Raw genomic sequence first — 16,191 nt, forward strand, 5'->3', positions numbered from 1 at the left:
GATCAACAACTGCCAATTTAAAGGCGAAGGAATAGTCTCTCTGTGTACGCTTAGGTGTTGTAGTCATTGCACTCTCCAATTGAAGTATTGAAAAGTGACAACCTTATTTAGGACGGGTCACTGAGCAATAAAAAAGGTGGCTAGAGCCACCTTTTTTATTGCTCAGAAATTAACTCATTTAAAAGTCGACTGTAGCACCAACCGAAAATCCTTTATTAATTTCTTTACGGGTTTCATCATCATAAATAATAACAGTGTTTGCATAGCTAATATAAGCACGAGCGTTACGCATTGTTAAATATTCAAGTCGAAAGTCATATGTATAAGTATGATTTAAATTTGAAAAAGATAAGACCTCTGGTGCGTAATATAAAGATCCATAAATACTCAATCTATTAGCTTGTTGTAAAGTATATCTGTACCATCCTCCTAAACTAAGAGCTACAGAGAACTCATTGTCATCATCATTAAGGTCTGCATCTATTACGTTGAGTCTGACACCTAAGCCTGTTTCTAAAGGGCCATTACCTCCAGAGTCTTGAACAGTTAGTCCTACATGTGCTGAAGAACTATTTGTTTCTGTATCATTGGTAACACCAGCATTAACACCAAAAGACCCCATATCTAAATTAACATCACCTTTAATGGTTTCATTAGTCAAACTCACACCAGCCGTTGAGGCATGAACAAATGAACCACCTAAAAGGCCGACAGTTAATAATAGAGTTTTATATGTAAGATTCATTTCTATCATCCTATAGAGAAATAATGTTTAAGCGGTTCATAGCGTCTTCAGCTTTTTTCAAACCTTTAAAGTCAAATAATTCAGTGTCTGCCATATGTGATGGCACAACATTCTGCATGGCTGTGAACATTGAATCTGTTCTGCCTGGGTATTCTTTTTCCCATTGTTGAAGCATGTCTTTCACAACTTGTCGTTGTAAGTTTTCCTGAGAGCCACAAAGGTTACATGGGATAATTGGGTATTCTTTCATTATTGAAAAGGCTTCAATATCCTTTTCTTTGCAATAAGCAAGTGGTCTTATAACAACATGTTTTCCATCATCACTGAGTAACTTTGGTGGCATAGATTTGAGTTTGCCGCCAAAAAACATGTTTAAGAATAAAGTTTCAAGAATGTCATCTCTGTGGTGGCCAAGTGCGATTTTGGTTGCACCAATTTCTTCAGCAAAACCATACAGTGATCCTCGTCTTAAACGAGAGCACAGACCACATGTAGTCTTACCTTCAGGGACAATCTCTTTAACAATACTATAAGTATCTCGTTCTAGAATATGGAAATCTACACCAACCTCTTCTAGATAAGCAGGTAGTATATGCTCTGGAAAGCCAGGTTGTTTTTGATCTAAATTGACCGCAACAATACTAAAGTTGATCGGCGCACTGGCTTGAAGATTTCGAAGGATCTCAAGCATAGTATAAGAGTCTTTACCGCCAGACAAACACACCATAACTTTATCGCCATCTTCAATCATATTGAAATCAGCAATAGCCTGACCTGTCAGCCTGCGAAGGCGTTTTTGGAGCTTGTTAAGCTCGAGCTTTTCTTTAGGTTTAGTCGATAAATCCATCATATATACACTGCAAATAAAACGCCATGATTCTACTATAACAATAGTTTTTTCGCATTAAAAATGAAAGACATAAGCAAAAGTGCATGAAAAATCCTACTTCCTAAGGCAAACCTAGCATTGAACAGATGGACTTTTAAACTCTAATTTGGATTTACAGATTTTACAGATGTATTCCGTGCCTTTTTCAACTTGATTATGACGACGCTGTGTAAATTGATGCTTACTGCATTTACATATGTATTCATAACTTACCTTAGGTGTAGGAACGTCAAAAGTGTGTGTCCGGCTTGGCTGAATACCAAATACTTTTAACATAACTGCTTGCCACTCTTTGCCATGGGGTCTGACCGTGCTCCCATATATTTGAAACACAATAATGTGAGCTACTTCATGAGGGACTACTGTATCTAGAAACTCAGTAGGATTTTGGGAATACATGAAATAATTGAAACGTACTTCGTTTTTTTGGAGATGCGCCGTACCTGCCGCTCTCCCCCTTTGCTTAAGGTTACAGCTAGGACGCTTAAAATGATGATTGAAAAAATGATCTGCTTTATCAAAGCAGCGGTTCATTTCCTCAATGACAGCATTCAATGCATGAAGGTTTTCAGAGTTTAAGGACATAAGGCATTATCTTTTTCAGCCTCCTCTTGATGAATAATATCAATAAGGGAATCGGCAAATCTCGACACTCGCTCTTTAGAAAGTCCCGTTAAACGACTTAAAGATGCTACCGTTTTTGGTTTATGTGTGCAGATGAGTCTGAGCTGAGAGTCGCTCAAATCGAAAGTATCTTGACCTTGTTTCCAAGCAAGTACCTTATGCCAACGTAGATGATCAGCACCTAACTCTACTTCGTTTAAAGTCGGATAATAATGCTCACTAGGTAGAATTATTTGGGTGTTACCTTTCAAAATATCACGCGCTTTTTCATTAATATGTACAGTAAATACTTGAGACTGTCCTAATGATATGAATTCATAGGCAATCAAATGGCGAATCACAGATTTCCATTGGGTTTCTGTAAGTTCTTTGCCTTTGCCAAAAACGCTTAATGATTTAGCATTTGCCGCATCCGTAGATTTATTTGTTTTACCTAACAAAATACCAATCAAAACAGAGAAACTTTGCAGACCTTTGGTGTGGTAAATCAATGACAACATTTTTTGGCAAGCAATGGTCATGTTTTGTTCTGACTTAGAGGAAAGGCATCGATCACAATGACCGCAGGCATCAGAGTCTTCATCGAAATGAGATAAAATATTTTGCCTTCTACAGCCTCTGGCTTCTAACAGCTGAAATAAAGCCGCCAAGCTTTGTTTTTCATTTTCAGACACATACGTTTGCTGCGATATTAGCTGTTGGGCCTGTAACATATCTTGCAAACCATAGAGAAGTAGTGCTTTTGCAGGCTTACCATCACGTCCAGCACGGCCAACCTCCTGAAAATACGCTTCTGGACTGTTAGGTAAATCTAAATGAATAACAAAACGAACATGAGAAATATCGATTCCCATACCATATGCTGTCGTCGCCACCATGATAGTACCGTGTTGCGTGGCGAAGGTTTGATGATTCCTTTCTTTAGATTCTTCTGCCATTGCAGCATGATAACTTAAACTAGAAAAACCTAGATGATTTAACCATTCTGAAAGCTCTTCTGTTTTCTTTCTGGAACGACAATAAATAATACCGGTTTCTCCCGGCACTTCATGATGAAGAAAGTAAAGAATTTGCTGCTTAGATTTTCTTTTCTGAGCGATATGGAGGTGAATATTAGAGCGGTCAAAACTATTTTTCAGAACTAGGCAGTCATTAAGCTGCAATGACTCTTGAATACTCCCAATGGTTTTATTATCCACTGTTCCTGTTAAGGCGATTAAAGGGACATCTGAAAAGTCCGCCTTTAGCTGACCAAGTTGACTGTATTCAGGCCTAAAAGAGCCACCCCACTGAGAAATACAATGGGCTTCATCAATCGCGAATAAAGAAATATCAAAGCTATGTAGAAAGCCTATTACAGATGGCTGAACGAGTTTTTCGGGCGATAAGTACAATAAATCAATGTGGTTATGTCGTAGTGCCCAAATTAAATCGTCTTGCTCACCTGGATTTAAGGTTGAATTTAAAAACCTGGCTTGAATCCCTTTTTTATTCAGTGCTTCAACTTGTTGTGACATAAGTGACAACAAAGGGCTAATAATTACAGCCACGCCTTTTCGCATTAACCCTGCCGCTTGATAGACCAAGGATTTACCGCCGCCAGTAGGAGCGGCAAGCAATACGTCTTGCCCTGAACACAAGGCATCAATGGCCTGCTCCTGCAATGGTCGGAATTCGTTATAGCCTAAGCGAGAAAGGGTTTGCATCTTTAAATTCATTATCGAATTATCTCTTAACTCTGAGTTTTCTGCATCGATTTTTCTGCTTCTTTTCGCTAGAATCAAACACTTAATCTGTATTAGGAATGAATTACATGGCACACCAACCTCTTGATGATCTTGAATTAGAAACATTAGAAAACTTTTTGGAATCGGATCAAGTTCATGAGGAATGTCAAAACTTTGTTATGGCACATGGCTTTTTGACCGCTTTGGCTATTTGTCCTGCCAATCTTACTGAAGACAAATGGCTTCCAGTTGTATTTGAAGACACGCCTCAGTTTCAGAATGAGAAAGAAGAGAAGCAAATTACCCAATATCTATCCCGTTTGTATTTAGACATTCAGAAAGAGCTTGAGTCAGAAGATGGCTTTTTAGTTCCATGCGAACTTGAAATGGGGTCAACGCCAGACGAATTGAGTGAATTACAAGAATGGGCCTCTGGGTTTATGGAAGGCGTATTTATGACTGAATCCCATTGGTTTGAGTCAGAAAAAGAGGAAGTGGTCGCAGAATTATTATTGCCAGTAATGGTAGCGTCAGATCTTTTTGATGATGAGGAAGTTTCCCAAATACGCGCCAGTGAAAAGCTCACAAGCTCATGCATCGCACAAATTCCTGAGGTAGTGACAGACTTATTTCTTGTACTTCGAACTGAGCCGGAAAAACGCCCATTTCCAAAAGCGTCACCGAAGCCAAAAGGTAATAAAGGTAAAAAGCACAACAATAAAAAGTAATAAGATATAGCGAGGTTGAGCCCACCAAATAATATTGTCTTATTTAGTGGGCTCTTCTTAGTGATACCAAAGTAATATCGTCGAACTGCTCCGATTCACCTAAATGATCAACCAGTCTCTTTTCAACTTTCTTTTGTGCTTCAACTAGGTCCTCTTCACCATAAGACTCTATGATGAGTTTATTCACTTCTTCTTCGCCTAACATTAGGCTTTGATGATTTTTTAATTCCAAAACACCATCCGACAAGATAACCAGAGTGTCACCTTGGTCCAGTTTCTCGTTTTGTAAAATGGACTCAAACTCAGAAGAAGGCAACACACCTAAGGGCATGTGAATAGAGGTTAATGGCTGTATTTCACCTGTCGCCCGTCTTATAAGCGCATTAGGCATTCCACCACCCCAATATTGAATCTCACCATTCGGGGAAATAAGCATCAGATATCCCGCACAAAACATGTAGTCGGGAAGAATACCTAGAAGTATTTGATTAATACGTAGCCCTAACTCGCTAACACTTGTTAGGTTTTCGACTGCGTCAAAAAAAGCTTGCATGACAGGTAAGGCACCAATGGAAGCGGGTAAACCATGACCTGTAAAATCGCCGACAAAGACCAATCGAGCATCATCTGAGCGAGTCTTAACTAAGGCCAAATCACCATTAAAAATAGCAGCTGATAATCGCGTAATGGCAAGATGCTCTGAGTTCTTCTCACTTCTCATCTGAATATGGTTCAAGACCTGATGAGCCATTTCATGTTCACGTTCAATAACTTTTTGGAAATAAGTAAGCGTTCTGTTTTTGCGGTACATTTCCTTCATCAACTCAACATGACGCATATGAGTTTTAAAGCGAATGTTGAACAAAACTTCATTGAAAGGCTTAGAAAGGAAATCGTCGGCACCAACCTGAAAACACTTATCCATCATGATGTCAGAGGTATGAGAAGCGAGCACAATAATAGGGATAAAGCGGCTTCCTGCCATTTGCTTTAACTGCTGAATTAGATCAAAGCCGCTCCCACCTTTTAAGATAATATCAAGCGTGATTATATCTGGAGCGTATGTTGAAAAGGCGTCAATTGCTTCTTCATAAGTAGCAACTGACTTCACTTGAATATCTAACTTTTCAGCACATAAAGAAACAATTTCACGATAAACGGGTTCACTGTCTACGCATAATAATTTCATCGTGCTTAGCCCTTAATGAATATCAAAGCGCTTATCAAAGCGGGAAATCATTAAAATATTCTTGATAAAGTCATTTGCACCTTTCAACACAATGCTGCTTTCTGCATCAATCGAATTTCGCATACTTAACAACATACCTAATGCAGCACTGTCCAAATATTCGACCATGCTCATATCAATAATGTAACTTTTATAGACTTTACCTAAATTCGAGTAAGCGTCTCTAAACTCGTTAAATAAAGAGAAATCAAAACTGCCGACTATGGTAATCGTCACTGTTTCTACAGAATCATTTGTGTGAACTGAAATACTCATAAAATACTAGGGCTATTCGCCCTATTCCCCTCCGTGGCATTTTGGAGACATTGGAGCAACAGATTGACGCTCCTCCCATTCACTGACTGTATAAAGATGCATTGCAAGCGCATGGATTTTTGTCATTTCAGCTTGCAAGGTACCATAAATAAACTGGTGACGCTGAACCAATCGCTTCCCTTCAAATGCATTACTTACTAAAACAAGCTTAAAGTGAGATTCGCTCCCTTCCGGTACATTATGCATATAACTCTCATTTTCGAGAGTCATATGATAAACATCGAAGTTGTCTCTAATGGACTGGTCAATTTGTGACTGTATTATCATGCTATCTATTTCTCTATTACGCGCTGGTGAGCAAGGTATCATCAGATTGACCGTTTAAGAGAATCTGCCCTTTTTCTTTAGGGTAAGCAACATCAATTGAAACGGCACCGCCTTCTCGCCATACACTGATAATCGTGTCCATATTCGCAGCCATTACAGCTCGTTTATCATCTGGAGCTGCGGCAATCACCTGTAAACCAATATCTTTCATAAAGCCCATACAAGTGGATGTTTTAACCATATCGATTTTGTTGAAAGCTTCATCGAACATAGCCAAAGAGAAGCCACCGACGATTTCACCTTCCATTGTTTCATGCAATCGATAAGTCGTAGACAAAGCAGCCGCAATCGCCAAATAGAATGGGATTTGGTGCTCACCACCAGAACCGGTCTGAATACGCTGGCTTAAGGTGGTCTTCTTGTTACCTTCCAAGTCTAATATATCGACTTCAAAGTTATAGAACTTACGGTAATCCGCTAAATCCTGCTGCTTCTCTTCGTCTGAAATCAACTCTTGAATAGCTGATATCGCACGAGCATGCTCAGGATCATCACTCATTTTAGGGTCAAACAATCCACCTACATTAGCTTGGTCTTGTGTGCTAAAACGCTCAACAAGATCAAGAATGTCTTTCATATCACCATTTGGATAGTAGCGGAACTGATAAACTTCCTGGTTAAATGGGCGGCGTTTAAGGCTGCCATTTAACTCACGTATAATGTGTGCTACTTGATCCAAAGAGTCTTTCAATTTAGACACATAATCGGAACGGAAGGTTTCTTCTGCTTCTCGACGAGCTAATTCTGCACGCTTAGCGTATTTGGCTAATTCTGTTTCACTAAGAATATCTATTTGATAAGAAACATAATGCTCAAACTCTTCAAACTTAGACTCTAAGTAATCCAGCTGAGTGTCATTATCAAGATTCGCTTGATGATATTTTGCATAATGATCAGCCACTTCTTTTCGCACTTTCTGATCAAAACTGCGGGCTTTCTCATTGGCTTTTTCAGCTCGACTAATCGCTTCTTTATAGATAGCTGCACCGCTTACCATACTGCTTTCTAGTAACGAATAACGCTCACTCGCAAACTCAGCGTCGTAGTTAGGATGAGAAGTCAGGCGATTACGCTCTTCATCTAACGCTGACAGCGCAGAGCTCAATTGGCTCTTCTGAGAGTTTAACGCACCAAACTGTTCAGAAATTTGCTGACGTTCTCGATCCAGTTTTTTCTGCTCTAATTCGATGACCGCAATGCGCTCTTTTAGCTCATCAATACGTTCTTGAAGATCAGTATCATCATGCTTTTGAAGCTGTTCAATTTCCGCTTCAATGGCTTCTAGTTCTTGGTTCATTCGAGTAATGCTATGTCCCGCATTACCCAAGCTTTCCACATCAAACTGGTTGTTCGCCATAACGCGACCAAGTAAGGAATCCGCTTGCTCAAGTCGCTGGTCTGCTTTCAAAAAGCTCATGAGTTCTGAACTTAACGTGGCGAGTTGCTTTTCACGAGAATCGCGCATGCCTTCTGTGTTTATGCCGACCATCATATGAGGAACAGAACGTATAGTAGAAATCGTACCCGCCAACTTCAACATACCGTCGGCTGTCATGGCGCTGTCTTCTCTTAACAACTCACGCTCTGTATCAACGGGTTTAATGCCACCTAATCGACGATTTAAATAAGCCTGAGCATGATCATTATTGCAGCGTATAAAACGCAATGTTGAATTTCTATCGCCACGGCTTAACCATAAACGGGTTTGCGTTGTATCAACAACACGACACCCCATTAATTGGCGACGGTGAGCACGGAAGATACGAATAGACTCTTCTGCGTCTTCAGGTTCCACAATCAATGCTTCACGCTGAGCCCCCAAATACCCTTCGATCGCATCTTGCCACTTTCTGTCTGTGACTTCTGCTAAATGGCTCAAAGGCGTTGCTGTGATATTGGCATCTTTTAGCAAGGCAATAAGGCGTTTGGTATTTTGAGAAAGTGGACTAACGCCACCTTTAAGAGAAGAAACATCCGACTCTAACTGCTTGCACTCATCTTTCAAGTTCAAAATCGTGCGGTTTAGCTCAGACCTTTGACCAAACACAAGCGACTTTTCTTTATCCAAAATGGCATTCAGATAGCTTAACTTTTGCGTGAGAGGTTTTAAGTTACCTTCTATTTTTCCGTTCTCTGAGATCAGCCCCTCAAATGAAGCAAATTCGTCTATTAGAGCAATTGCCTCTTTCGATAAGACATCTTTGAACGCCGTAAGCGAAGATAATAACAAGGTTAATTGACGGGCTTGTAAAACGGCTTTCTGATCTTGCTGGCCCTGCAAAACGAGCAATTTTTTATTTTGCTCCAATTGCTGCAGTTTTAAACCAACATCAGAGTGTTCGTATTGTTGCTCAAATCGAAGTAACTGACTCTGCAGCTGCTTTAACAGACTCGCTTGAGTTGTTAACTCTTCTTCAATCTCTTCTTCACGTTCTTTTTGTAACTCATACTGATCTTGGATTTCGTCTTGTTTACTGCCAAGTTCATCAAAACGTGCTTCGGTTGCAATCCATTGGTAATTGATCGCACTTTGTTCTTGTTGATGTTTCTTATCGCAATCTTGCTGAATTAATTTTAAATCATCAATACGCTTAGAAACTTCCAAAGTTTTGGCTTCTAACTGACGATATTCGTTCAAGGATTTTTGGTAAGCACCCACTTGAAGAGGCGCTTCTGCTAGAACAAAATCCTGCACAAAACGTGTTGGTGACGCAATTGGCACAAATTTCAATGCGTTTTTGAAATTCTTTAAGAAGGAGTCGAGCGTAATCAGCTGCTCTGAACTAGGGCTTAACTCTTCAAGGTAGCGATTAATGTACTGAGTTGCCGATGCACTGCCTGATTTAATGTATGGATCAAGGCAAATCTTTTTAATTGATTCACGTACTTCAATCCAAGGCTTCGCTTTGTAACTTTTCCCTTCCACTACATCAATGAAATCAGTTTTTCTTGCGCCATAATTTGGCAATACAAAACGCCCTAGAATATCTTCTTCTGGTGAAGCAAGAGAAGCACTCAACGCCAAGCCAACACTGGACTCTTTTCCTGTGATGCTGTCTTCAAAAACAAGGGCAAGATAACAAGTCGCATCTTGTCTTGGTTGTGTACCGAATACCTTTGCATTGGCTTGGCCTGAGTCAATCATACCCAAAATATAGGAGCGAATGCTTCGACCACTTGCCTTACCGTCATTGGCGCTGGCGTTATAGTTTAAATGGCGTTTACTTGCGCCAGTTAACACAGTTTGAATAGCATCAAGCAAAGAAGACTTACCGGAACCTGTCGGCCCAATGATAGCGGTGTTGCCGCGAATCTCGATCTCTTCTGCACCAAGTAGGTACCAATTCACTAATACGATTCGATTTAGCTTTTTCATATTTAGGCCCTATTCTTGGTTTGTATCTTGTGTTGTTTCAAAATCAGAATCCGAGTCGATATCGTCTTCATCTGGATCCGCACCGTTAAATGATTCTAACTGTCTCAAATAGGCTTCTGTCACGATCAATCGCACAACAGGCGTGATATTAATCATTTGATTTTTACTGTCGTCTTCATAGGATTTACCACGGATCAAAACACCATGGCGACTAAATAAAGCCAATATTTCTTTAAAGCGAGTTTCACTTGGGATTTCACGTTTAACTAGTTGAACAAAGCGGTCTAAGATCGTATGAGTATTGGTTGCGACAAAACCATTATCGACTTCGAAGTTTTCAATCTTCTCTTCGTATATTTGACGAAGTACCAATAAAAACAGCGTTTCTTCGGTTTTCAATCGAACAAAAGCTTCGCGCTGAACAGGTAATACACCAGCCAAACGCTCATTTTCATTGATGTAAAGCTTCATACCTAAGGCATCAAACAAGCGATCAAAATACTCTTGATACGCTTCTAGCAATAAATAATGTTTTCGCTGCCCATGCTTATATGCGCTCGCAAATTGGTTCGCCAAAACAAAATTCGCTGTTTGTTGAAACTCTTGGGCGTCTTTCCCAGACTCTTCAACAACCTTTTTTAATTCTTTAAGCATTCGCTTTACTCCTACGTACCACTTTAAATTCGCGACATTCAACGAATTCATGTACATCCAAATACTCGTTGGTGAAGTGTATTTCAAATAAGTCTTCTAGCTTTTTCGCGCTCACACCGAGTGACCCTATGTAACGCAAATGATCAAAACAAACGAAGTCTTCAACGGACTCGATCGTAAACTCAAGAATATGTTTAGTATCTGCCGTAGCCATTTGTTTTTCTAAATAAGTTTGCATCTTAGGCACTGTAACTTGACGTGCCTCATGGAAGCGTCGCTGTTGATCACGAATTTTGATCGCATCAGCCGACACTTCAGCTGGCGTCATCACTCTTGGCGGTGGTGGCTCTCGACGCTTTGTTGGTTGTGCGGCCGAAGCCATTCCAACAAAACGAGCACCCACCACGTTTTTCAAAACGGGTAATGTCTCGAATTTGGCAACGTCTGAAATGATGCCAGAAATTTTGTTCGCCATACCAGGTCGAGAGCTGTCCATGTAGCGTGCCGTATCTGCCGCTCGTTTTTCTAAGCGATAACGGTATTCGTCAATTCTCTCTAAGCGTTGCTCGATATTCGTGAATGTTTGAATAATATCTCGGCAATCTTTTTCAACCATGACTTCCGCTTCTGCCATGCTGATTAATTGCTGATCGGCATAACATTGCGCAACCTGATCCATCGTTTCAGGGTTCGATAAAAAGTCCTGAGTCAATTCTAGAATCTGACGACGGAAGCGAAACGGGTTGTTACTTGTCTTAATGGTTTTGTAGTCGGCAATTAAAATGCCTTCGACAAACAAATCAAAGAAACCAGCGACAATGGTTTTAGGGTCGCGGCTTGCAAAAAGCTCTTTCTGAAGGCTTCTGATACCCAATAATATTTGGTTAAGGTGCGCAGAGAAATCACGAGATGCTTCAGCCGATTGGCGTAAAGTCACACCACGCTCTTTAGGATATTTGGTAACGGATTCTAAGTTACTTAAAATACTTAAAACCGTAGCACCGTAATTGCGCTTGCCATGACGACTGATTTCAACCAGTGACCGCAAAAGCATTGAAATTTGAGGTGTCATTAAAACGCTGACACGATAGAGTTCTTGCTCTTCAACCAACCAACCGGTATTTACCAGTCTGTGATAAATTCTTAACGCATAATCGTGGATGGTTTTTGGTGAATCAAAAGACTCTTTTTGTTCATCGTGCCATGAGAAGGTATCTACTTTGTGTAATGTATCTTCAATTGATTCAATGATAGTTGATTTATCTTTAATTGGATCTTCTGCATGATCGTAGAAAATTTCAGCAAGATCGGTTAAAACCGCTTCAATTAACGCCCTATTTGAGCCACTTAATGCCTGAAAAATCTCATCAGGAAGATGTTTAAATAACATTAATTCGACTCCATGAATCAATTAAAAGTCTCAACATACTAAGCCTTACCCAAATGCTGAGCAATGGCCGTTTGAATAGCGTTTTGGACCAAGGTATCTTCGCCAATAGGAGGAAGCAATTTGATCTCTAAATCACTGCGCTGCAAAGCTTCAATTTGAGAAGGAACGTCTTTTCTTAAATGACGACCAACGGCCAAAAAAAGTGGTAATACCGCTACTCGTTTCACATTACTGCTTAATGCTGCAACAGCATCTTCCAATGTCGGGGTCGTCAGTTCCATGTAGGCTAAGCTGGAGTTGTCTGCACCGTACATTTGGCTGATTTGTGAATATAATGATTCAAACGGTTCTTTCCAAAGAGGGTCAGGACTTCCATGTGCAAGAAGTATGATGTGATCGTATTCTTTGCGTAGCATTCTGATACCTAAAGTTTTTTGACAATTCATTTTAGCCATCCTATTGCAGAAAAAGAAGGTGCAGATAAAAAAACCTGCAAATCTATTGAATGATTTTGACAAAAAATAGCCAATATTCATGTTCGGCTAAAAAAATCGAGAAAGCATTGATCTTATTTCGTTTTTTATCCGTATAAATTTAGAAAAACCATCGATGGAGAATGGACACAATGGTAATTCTATTATCTGGCGCAACGGGATTTATCGGACGCGTTTTGCGTCAGCGATTACTAGAAAATAATCACAAGATTTACGCATTAGTTAGAAAGGAAAAATCGGATATCGATTCAGGTATAGAGCAAGTTACGATTGATAGATTAAATTCGATAGACGTTGAATTTGATGTGTTCATTAATCTTGCAGGCGAAAATATTGCCGCTAAACCTTGGACTAAAAAACGAAAGCAGGTTCTTTATTCAAGCCGAGTAGATTTGACAGAAGAAATACGAAAAAATCTCAAACACCCGCCAAAACGGGTTATCTCTATGTCTGCCATTGGTTTCTATGGAACAACAAGTACCGGCATTTATGATGAGAACACCACTCCAACTCCAAGTTTTACTCATGACTTATGCAAAGCATGGGAAAATGCTGCTTTGCAATTTTCAAGCACCGCAACCAGTGTCGTAATCTTTCGTTTAGGTGTGGTTCTTGGGCTTGGCGGCGCACTGGATAAAATGCGCCTTCCTTTCAAGCTTGGTTTAGGCGGCCCAATCGCAGGAGGAAAGCAATGGCTGTCTTGGATTCATATTGACGATGTTTTAAAAGCCATCATGGAAGCAATGACAGACTCTAGTTATAACGGCATTTACAATCTTGTGGCACCGCAATTCACAGATCAAAAATCCTTTGCTTTAAATTATGGACAGTCTCTTAAACGCCCTGCTTTTATACCGACGCCAAAATGGCTAATGACTTTGCTCTTGGGTGAAATGGCGAGTCTACTAACAGAGGGTGCAAAAATTACACCTTATAGATTAGAGCAGAAAGGCTTTAAATTTGAATTCAGCCACTTAGACAAAGCATTAAAAGATATTGAGGAAAAATATCAGGCCAGCTCGTAGCTTACACAGACTTCTTACGCAGAACGGGCAAGCCTTTGTCGTCATTTAAAGTGTTGGTGCATTTGGGATATTGAATACAGCCCCAAAAGTAACCGTTTTTACTTTTTTTTCTAATCAGGTAATGGCCACAAGATCTACAAGGATACTTCTTTGTGCTGGATGGTACGCCTTTATCGTCTTCGACTGTTACTTTGCAATCAGGGTAGTTTGAGCACCCCCAGAAGACATTGTCTTTAAAGGTTTTTCTTCGTAATGGAGAATGACAGGAGGGGCACAAATAGCGTTTCGCCCTAACCGGTTTTCCATCTTCGTTATTGGCGGTGTAGTCACAACTTGGATAAGACTCACACCCCCAAAACTCCCCTTTGCTACCTTGTTTCAACACCAACAGGCTTTCACATTTAGGGCATCGATAACGAACTTTAGCGGCTTTGATATGTGCGTCACTTTGCTCTAGGAATTCTTGCTCCCAGTTTGTGACTTTGTATGGTTGTTTCTCATCATCATTCCGCACAGATATTACTCTTTGTCCTTAAAACAAAGGACATTATCTTCTTTACAGTTTTCGTCCACTATTTCTTTGATTTTAGCGGCACCGTTACGTGCACCTTCCGCTGCAGCAGTTCCAATTTCCTTCATTGCATCCAGTGCCGCTTTACCCGCTTCTTTTGTTTCGTCTGGTATTTCGTCACTTAACTCAGAGGCTTTATCGGAAACTCCATCCGCTACCTCAGAAGAAGTGCTCTTTGTCTTTTCCCATAAGCTTGAAGCACCGCTTTTCACTTTTTCCCACATTGTTTCTTCTGCATGAGCAACAGACGAAAGAAAAACAAGAGAAATACAGATGATTTTGATTGTTTTCATAATAACCTTCACTTTTAAAAAGCTGCTCATTTTAGTTTTGCAGCGACTACTTTAATGTTTTCAACCAATCAGAAAGTTCATTCACGCCTTCCAAGCTTTGTAATTGCGGATAATTTGACAAAGTATCTTCCGCAACTTGCTCATGCTCCCAGGTACTGTGATAAGGAATATGAACAGCTTGAGCACCTAAATCCAGAATAGGTAAAATATCTGACTTCAACGAATTCCCTACCATTAAAAATTGCTCAGTCGAAATTTTGTGTCGCTCTAATATCTGACGGTACGCTTCTTCCGTTTTTTCACTTACTACTTCGATGATATCGAAATAATCAGCAATGCCAGAGCGGGCCAGTTTACTTTCTTGATCAAGAAGATCGCCTTTTGTGATCACAAGTAACTTAAACTTTCCTTTCAACTCTTGAAGCACGGCTTCGATGTTCGGAAGTAACTCGACAGGCGATGCCAACATGCATTTGGCCAGTTGTATGATTTCATGTATCTCACTGCCAGACACTCGACCTTCGGTTAATTCAATCGCGGTTTCAATCATAGAAAGCGTAAAACCTTTCACGCCATAACCAAAGTTTTCTAAGTTACTGACTTGGATTTCTGCCAAGTGAGAGCGAATGTAGCTTTCTTCATGATAAGGCAAAAGCAGTTTAATAAACTCGTCCTGAGCATGAATAAAGATGTCTTCATTGCGCCAAAGTGTATCGTCGGCATCAAAAGCAATGGTGTTTATATTGCTATTTATTACGGTCATTTCATGTCCATTGTTGTGTGTTTTTTTCAATTAAGTCCATGTATAAAGCGACTTGATCTGGAGACTCATTCAAAGCAGGAATATAGTCAAAAGCCTGACCGCCATTGGTTTCGAAGATTTCGCCTAATTCTAAAGAGACTTCTTCTAGGGTTTCAATACAATCAATTGAAAACGCAGGACTGATCACATTGATTCGCTTGGTCCCCATCGATGGCAAGGCTGTTAAAGTTGCATCGGCATAAGGCTTCAGCCACTCTTCACGACCAAATCGAGATTGATAAACATGAGTCCACTCACTGTCTTCAAGCCCTAATCTTTCCGCCACCAGCTTACTGGTCGTTTCACAGCGACGAGCGTAAGGGTCGCCATTTGTTACGTAACGCTTTGGAATGCCGTGGTATGAAAACACCAAGTGACGTCGTTCACCTTGTTTGCTCCATTGAGCCTTAACTGAATTCGCTAAAGCCTCAATGTATAAAGGGTGATCCGCATAATCATGGATTAGTTGTAACGATGGCCAATGAGGACAGCGCTTTAAGGAAGACATTAACCGATCATAAGCCGCTGCTGTTGTTGTAGCGGAGAACTGAGGATACATTGGCAAGACTAAAATATTGTCTACGCCTTGTTCTCTTAATTTTTGAGCTGCGCTATCCACGCTCGGATTGCCGTAAGTCATTGCCAGTTCAACAGGAACTGATTGTCCTGTTTTTTGCAACAAAGCTGTTTTAAGGTTTTCTTTTAAACGGTCACTTAGCACCAGTAATGGTGAACCCTCTTCCATCCAAACTTGTTGATAAACCTTAGCTACTTTAGGCGGACGCAAAGTCAAAATAATTAGGTTTAAGATTGGTTTCCAAAGTAAAGGGTTTAAGTCAACTACTCGCGGGTCAGATAAAAACGCCTTTAAGAAACGGCGTACTTCTGGCGTTGTTGGCGCATCTGGCGTCCCTAAATTAATCATCAATACGCCATAGTTACTCGTTTTGCTCATGTCATACCTTTCATTCAATTATTTCGA

The 16,191-nt window shown here is 40.3% G+C and carries 17 protein-coding genes; 2 read left to right on the forward strand and 15 right to left on the reverse strand.

The features are described 5' to 3' along the window. Positions 1-178: 178 nt before the first annotated feature. The 4 genes from ACMUMQ_RS12575 to ACMUMQ_RS12590 form a co-directional block, all read right to left on the reverse strand. Entirely contained in the window at positions 179-745 is a 567-nt protein-coding gene (locus ACMUMQ_RS12575; RefSeq protein WP_414682337.1) for a YfaZ family outer membrane protein, read from the reverse strand. A gap of 10 nt (positions 746-755) precedes the next feature. Further along, entirely contained in the window at positions 756-1,595 is an 840-nt protein-coding gene (ttcA, locus tag ACMUMQ_RS12580) for a tRNA 2-thiocytidine(32) synthetase TtcA (protein ID WP_414682338.1), read from the reverse strand. Positions 1,596-1,706: 111 nt separating this feature from the next. After that, the gene (locus ACMUMQ_RS12585) at positions 1,707-2,219 is read right to left on the reverse strand and encodes a SprT family zinc-dependent metalloprotease (protein ID WP_414682339.1); all 513 of its coding nucleotides are present in this window, start codon (positions 2,217-2,219) and stop codon (positions 1,707-1,709) included. Beyond that, the gene (locus tag ACMUMQ_RS12590; protein ID WP_414682340.1) at positions 2,210-3,976 is read right to left on the reverse strand and encodes a RecQ family ATP-dependent DNA helicase; all 1,767 of its coding nucleotides are present in this window, start codon (positions 3,974-3,976) and stop codon (positions 2,210-2,212) included. Before ACMUMQ_RS12590 ends, ACMUMQ_RS12585 begins: the two co-directional genes overlap by 10 nt. Positions 3,977-4,071: 95 nt before the next feature. Between ACMUMQ_RS12590 and ACMUMQ_RS12595 the strand changes: the two genes are divergently transcribed. Beyond that, complete coding sequence (locus ACMUMQ_RS12595; protein ID WP_317003989.1) at positions 4,072-4,713, forward strand: YecA/YgfB family protein; 642 nt, start codon at positions 4,072-4,074, stop codon at positions 4,711-4,713. A gap of 43 nt (positions 4,714-4,756) precedes the next feature. Here ACMUMQ_RS12595 and ACMUMQ_RS12600 read toward each other — a convergent pair whose 3' ends face one another. From ACMUMQ_RS12600 to ACMUMQ_RS12630, 7 genes are read right to left on the reverse strand one after another with little or no spacing between them, the layout of a single operon-like run. Next, complete coding sequence (locus ACMUMQ_RS12600; RefSeq protein ID WP_414682341.1) at positions 4,757-5,902, reverse strand: SpoIIE family protein phosphatase; 1,146 nt, start codon at positions 5,900-5,902, stop codon at positions 4,757-4,759. Positions 5,903-5,914: 12 nt separating this feature from the next. Next, complete coding sequence (locus ACMUMQ_RS12605) at positions 5,915-6,217, reverse strand: STAS domain-containing protein (RefSeq protein WP_414682342.1); 303 nt, start codon at positions 6,215-6,217, stop codon at positions 5,915-5,917. Between the two features lie 21 nt (positions 6,218-6,238). Next, positions 6,239-6,586 carry a BolA/IbaG family iron-sulfur metabolism protein gene (locus ACMUMQ_RS12610; protein WP_414682343.1) on the reverse strand — a complete coding sequence of 116 codons (348 nt, stop codon included), beginning with the start codon at positions 6,584-6,586 and terminating at the stop codon, positions 6,239-6,241. Next, positions 6,561-9,980: an SbcC/MukB-like Walker B domain-containing protein gene (locus ACMUMQ_RS12615; RefSeq protein ID WP_414682344.1), complete on the reverse strand. Its 3,420-nt coding sequence runs from the start codon at positions 9,978-9,980 to the stop codon at positions 6,561-6,563. Before ACMUMQ_RS12615 ends, ACMUMQ_RS12610 begins: the two co-directional genes overlap by 26 nt. Positions 9,981-9,989: 9 nt before the next feature. Continuing rightward, on the reverse strand, positions 9,990-10,634 hold the full coding sequence (locus ACMUMQ_RS12620) for a DUF4194 domain-containing protein (protein WP_414682345.1): 645 nt from the start codon (positions 10,632-10,634) through the stop codon (positions 9,990-9,992). Beyond that, positions 10,627-12,024, reverse strand: a complete 1,398-nt coding sequence (locus ACMUMQ_RS12625) for a Wadjet anti-phage system protein JetA family protein (protein WP_414682346.1) — start codon at positions 12,022-12,024, stop codon at positions 10,627-10,629. The genes ACMUMQ_RS12620 and ACMUMQ_RS12625 overlap by 8 nt, the downstream gene beginning before the upstream one ends. A 38-nt stretch (positions 12,025-12,062) precedes the next feature. Next, on the reverse strand, positions 12,063-12,470 hold the full coding sequence (locus ACMUMQ_RS12630) for a sirohydrochlorin chelatase (RefSeq protein ID WP_414682347.1): 408 nt from the start codon (positions 12,468-12,470) through the stop codon (positions 12,063-12,065). 179 nt (positions 12,471-12,649) lie between these two features. Here ACMUMQ_RS12630 and ACMUMQ_RS12635 point away from each other — a divergent pair, with 179 nt between their 5' ends. Continuing rightward, positions 12,650-13,543, forward strand: a complete 894-nt coding sequence (locus ACMUMQ_RS12635; RefSeq protein WP_414682348.1) for a TIGR01777 family oxidoreductase — start codon at positions 12,650-12,652, stop codon at positions 13,541-13,543. Between the two features lies 1 nt (position 13,544). On the opposite strand, the gene ACMUMQ_RS12640 is transcribed toward ACMUMQ_RS12635, so the two are convergent. Genes ACMUMQ_RS12640 through hemH form a run of 4 tightly spaced genes read right to left on the reverse strand, consistent with a single transcriptional unit; the run spans position 13,545 to position 16,164 of the window. Continuing rightward, positions 13,545-14,057, reverse strand: coding sequence for a topoisomerase DNA-binding C4 zinc finger domain-containing protein (locus ACMUMQ_RS12640; RefSeq protein WP_414682349.1), 513 nt, complete (start codon positions 14,055-14,057; stop codon positions 13,545-13,547). A gap of 5 nt (positions 14,058-14,062) precedes the next feature. Further along, a complete protein-coding gene (locus ACMUMQ_RS12645) occupies positions 14,063-14,407 on the reverse strand; it encodes a hypothetical protein (RefSeq protein WP_414682350.1) in 345 nt (114 codons plus the stop codon). 46 nt (positions 14,408-14,453) lie between these two features. Beyond that, complete coding sequence (locus tag ACMUMQ_RS12650) at positions 14,454-15,170, reverse strand: HAD family hydrolase (RefSeq protein ID WP_414682351.1); 717 nt, start codon at positions 15,168-15,170, stop codon at positions 14,454-14,456. Position 15,171: 1 nt separating this feature from the next. Continuing rightward, on the reverse strand, positions 15,172-16,164 hold the full coding sequence (gene hemH, locus ACMUMQ_RS12655; RefSeq protein ID WP_414682352.1) for a ferrochelatase: 993 nt from the start codon (positions 16,162-16,164) through the stop codon (positions 15,172-15,174). Positions 16,165-16,191 lie beyond the last annotated feature (27 nt).

It is taken from the genome of Marinomonas algae (genome assembly GCF_047525555.1).
Lineage (GTDB): Bacteria > Pseudomonadota > Gammaproteobacteria > Pseudomonadales > Marinomonadaceae > Marinomonas.

What these genes read in the sequence shown, in the direction of transcription:
- ACMUMQ_RS12625 (WP_414682346.1), bottom strand. Translation starts at nt 12,024, where the DNA reads ATGTTATTTAAACATCTTCCTGATGAGATTTTTCAGGCATTAAGTGGC.
- ACMUMQ_RS12605 (WP_414682342.1), bottom strand. Translation starts at nt 6,217, where the DNA reads ATGAGTATTTCAGTTCACACAAATGATTCTGTAGAAACAGTGACGATT.
- ACMUMQ_RS12590 (WP_414682340.1), bottom strand. Translation starts at nt 3,976, where the DNA reads ATGAATTTAAAGATGCAAACCCTTTCTCGCTTAGGCTATAACGAATTC.
- ACMUMQ_RS12645 (WP_414682350.1), bottom strand. Translation starts at nt 14,407, where the DNA reads ATGAAAACAATCAAAATCATCTGTATTTCTCTTGTTTTTCTTTCGTCT.
- ACMUMQ_RS12595 (WP_317003989.1), top strand. Translation starts at nt 4,072, where the DNA reads ATGGCACACCAACCTCTTGATGATCTTGAATTAGAAACATTAGAAAAC.
- ACMUMQ_RS12650 (WP_414682351.1), bottom strand. Translation starts at nt 15,170, where the DNA reads ATGACCGTAATAAATAGCAATATAAACACCATTGCTTTTGATGCCGAC.
- ACMUMQ_RS12585 (WP_414682339.1), bottom strand. Translation starts at nt 2,219, where the DNA reads ATGTCCTTAAACTCTGAAAACCTTCATGCATTGAATGCTGTCATTGAG.
- ACMUMQ_RS12575 (WP_414682337.1), bottom strand. Translation starts at nt 745, where the DNA reads ATGAATCTTACATATAAAACTCTATTATTAACTGTCGGCCTTTTAGGT.
- hemH (WP_414682352.1), bottom strand. Translation starts at nt 16,164, where the DNA reads ATGAGCAAAACGAGTAACTATGGCGTATTGATGATTAATTTAGGGACG.
- ACMUMQ_RS12600 (WP_414682341.1), bottom strand. Translation starts at nt 5,902, where the DNA reads ATGAAATTATTATGCGTAGACAGTGAACCCGTTTATCGTGAAATTGTT.
- ACMUMQ_RS12630 (WP_414682347.1), bottom strand. Translation starts at nt 12,470, where the DNA reads ATGAATTGTCAAAAAACTTTAGGTATCAGAATGCTACGCAAAGAATAC.
- ACMUMQ_RS12610 (WP_414682343.1), bottom strand. Translation starts at nt 6,586, where the DNA reads ATGATACCTTGCTCACCAGCGCGTAATAGAGAAATAGATAGCATGATA.
- ttcA (WP_414682338.1), bottom strand. Translation starts at nt 1,595, where the DNA reads ATGATGGATTTATCGACTAAACCTAAAGAAAAGCTCGAGCTTAACAAG.
- ACMUMQ_RS12615 (WP_414682344.1), bottom strand. Translation starts at nt 9,980, where the DNA reads ATGAAAAAGCTAAATCGAATCGTATTAGTGAATTGGTACCTACTTGGT.
- ACMUMQ_RS12635 (WP_414682348.1), top strand. Translation starts at nt 12,650, where the DNA reads ATGGTAATTCTATTATCTGGCGCAACGGGATTTATCGGACGCGTTTTG.
- ACMUMQ_RS12620 (WP_414682345.1), bottom strand. Translation starts at nt 10,634, where the DNA reads ATGCTTAAAGAATTAAAAAAGGTTGTTGAAGAGTCTGGGAAAGACGCC.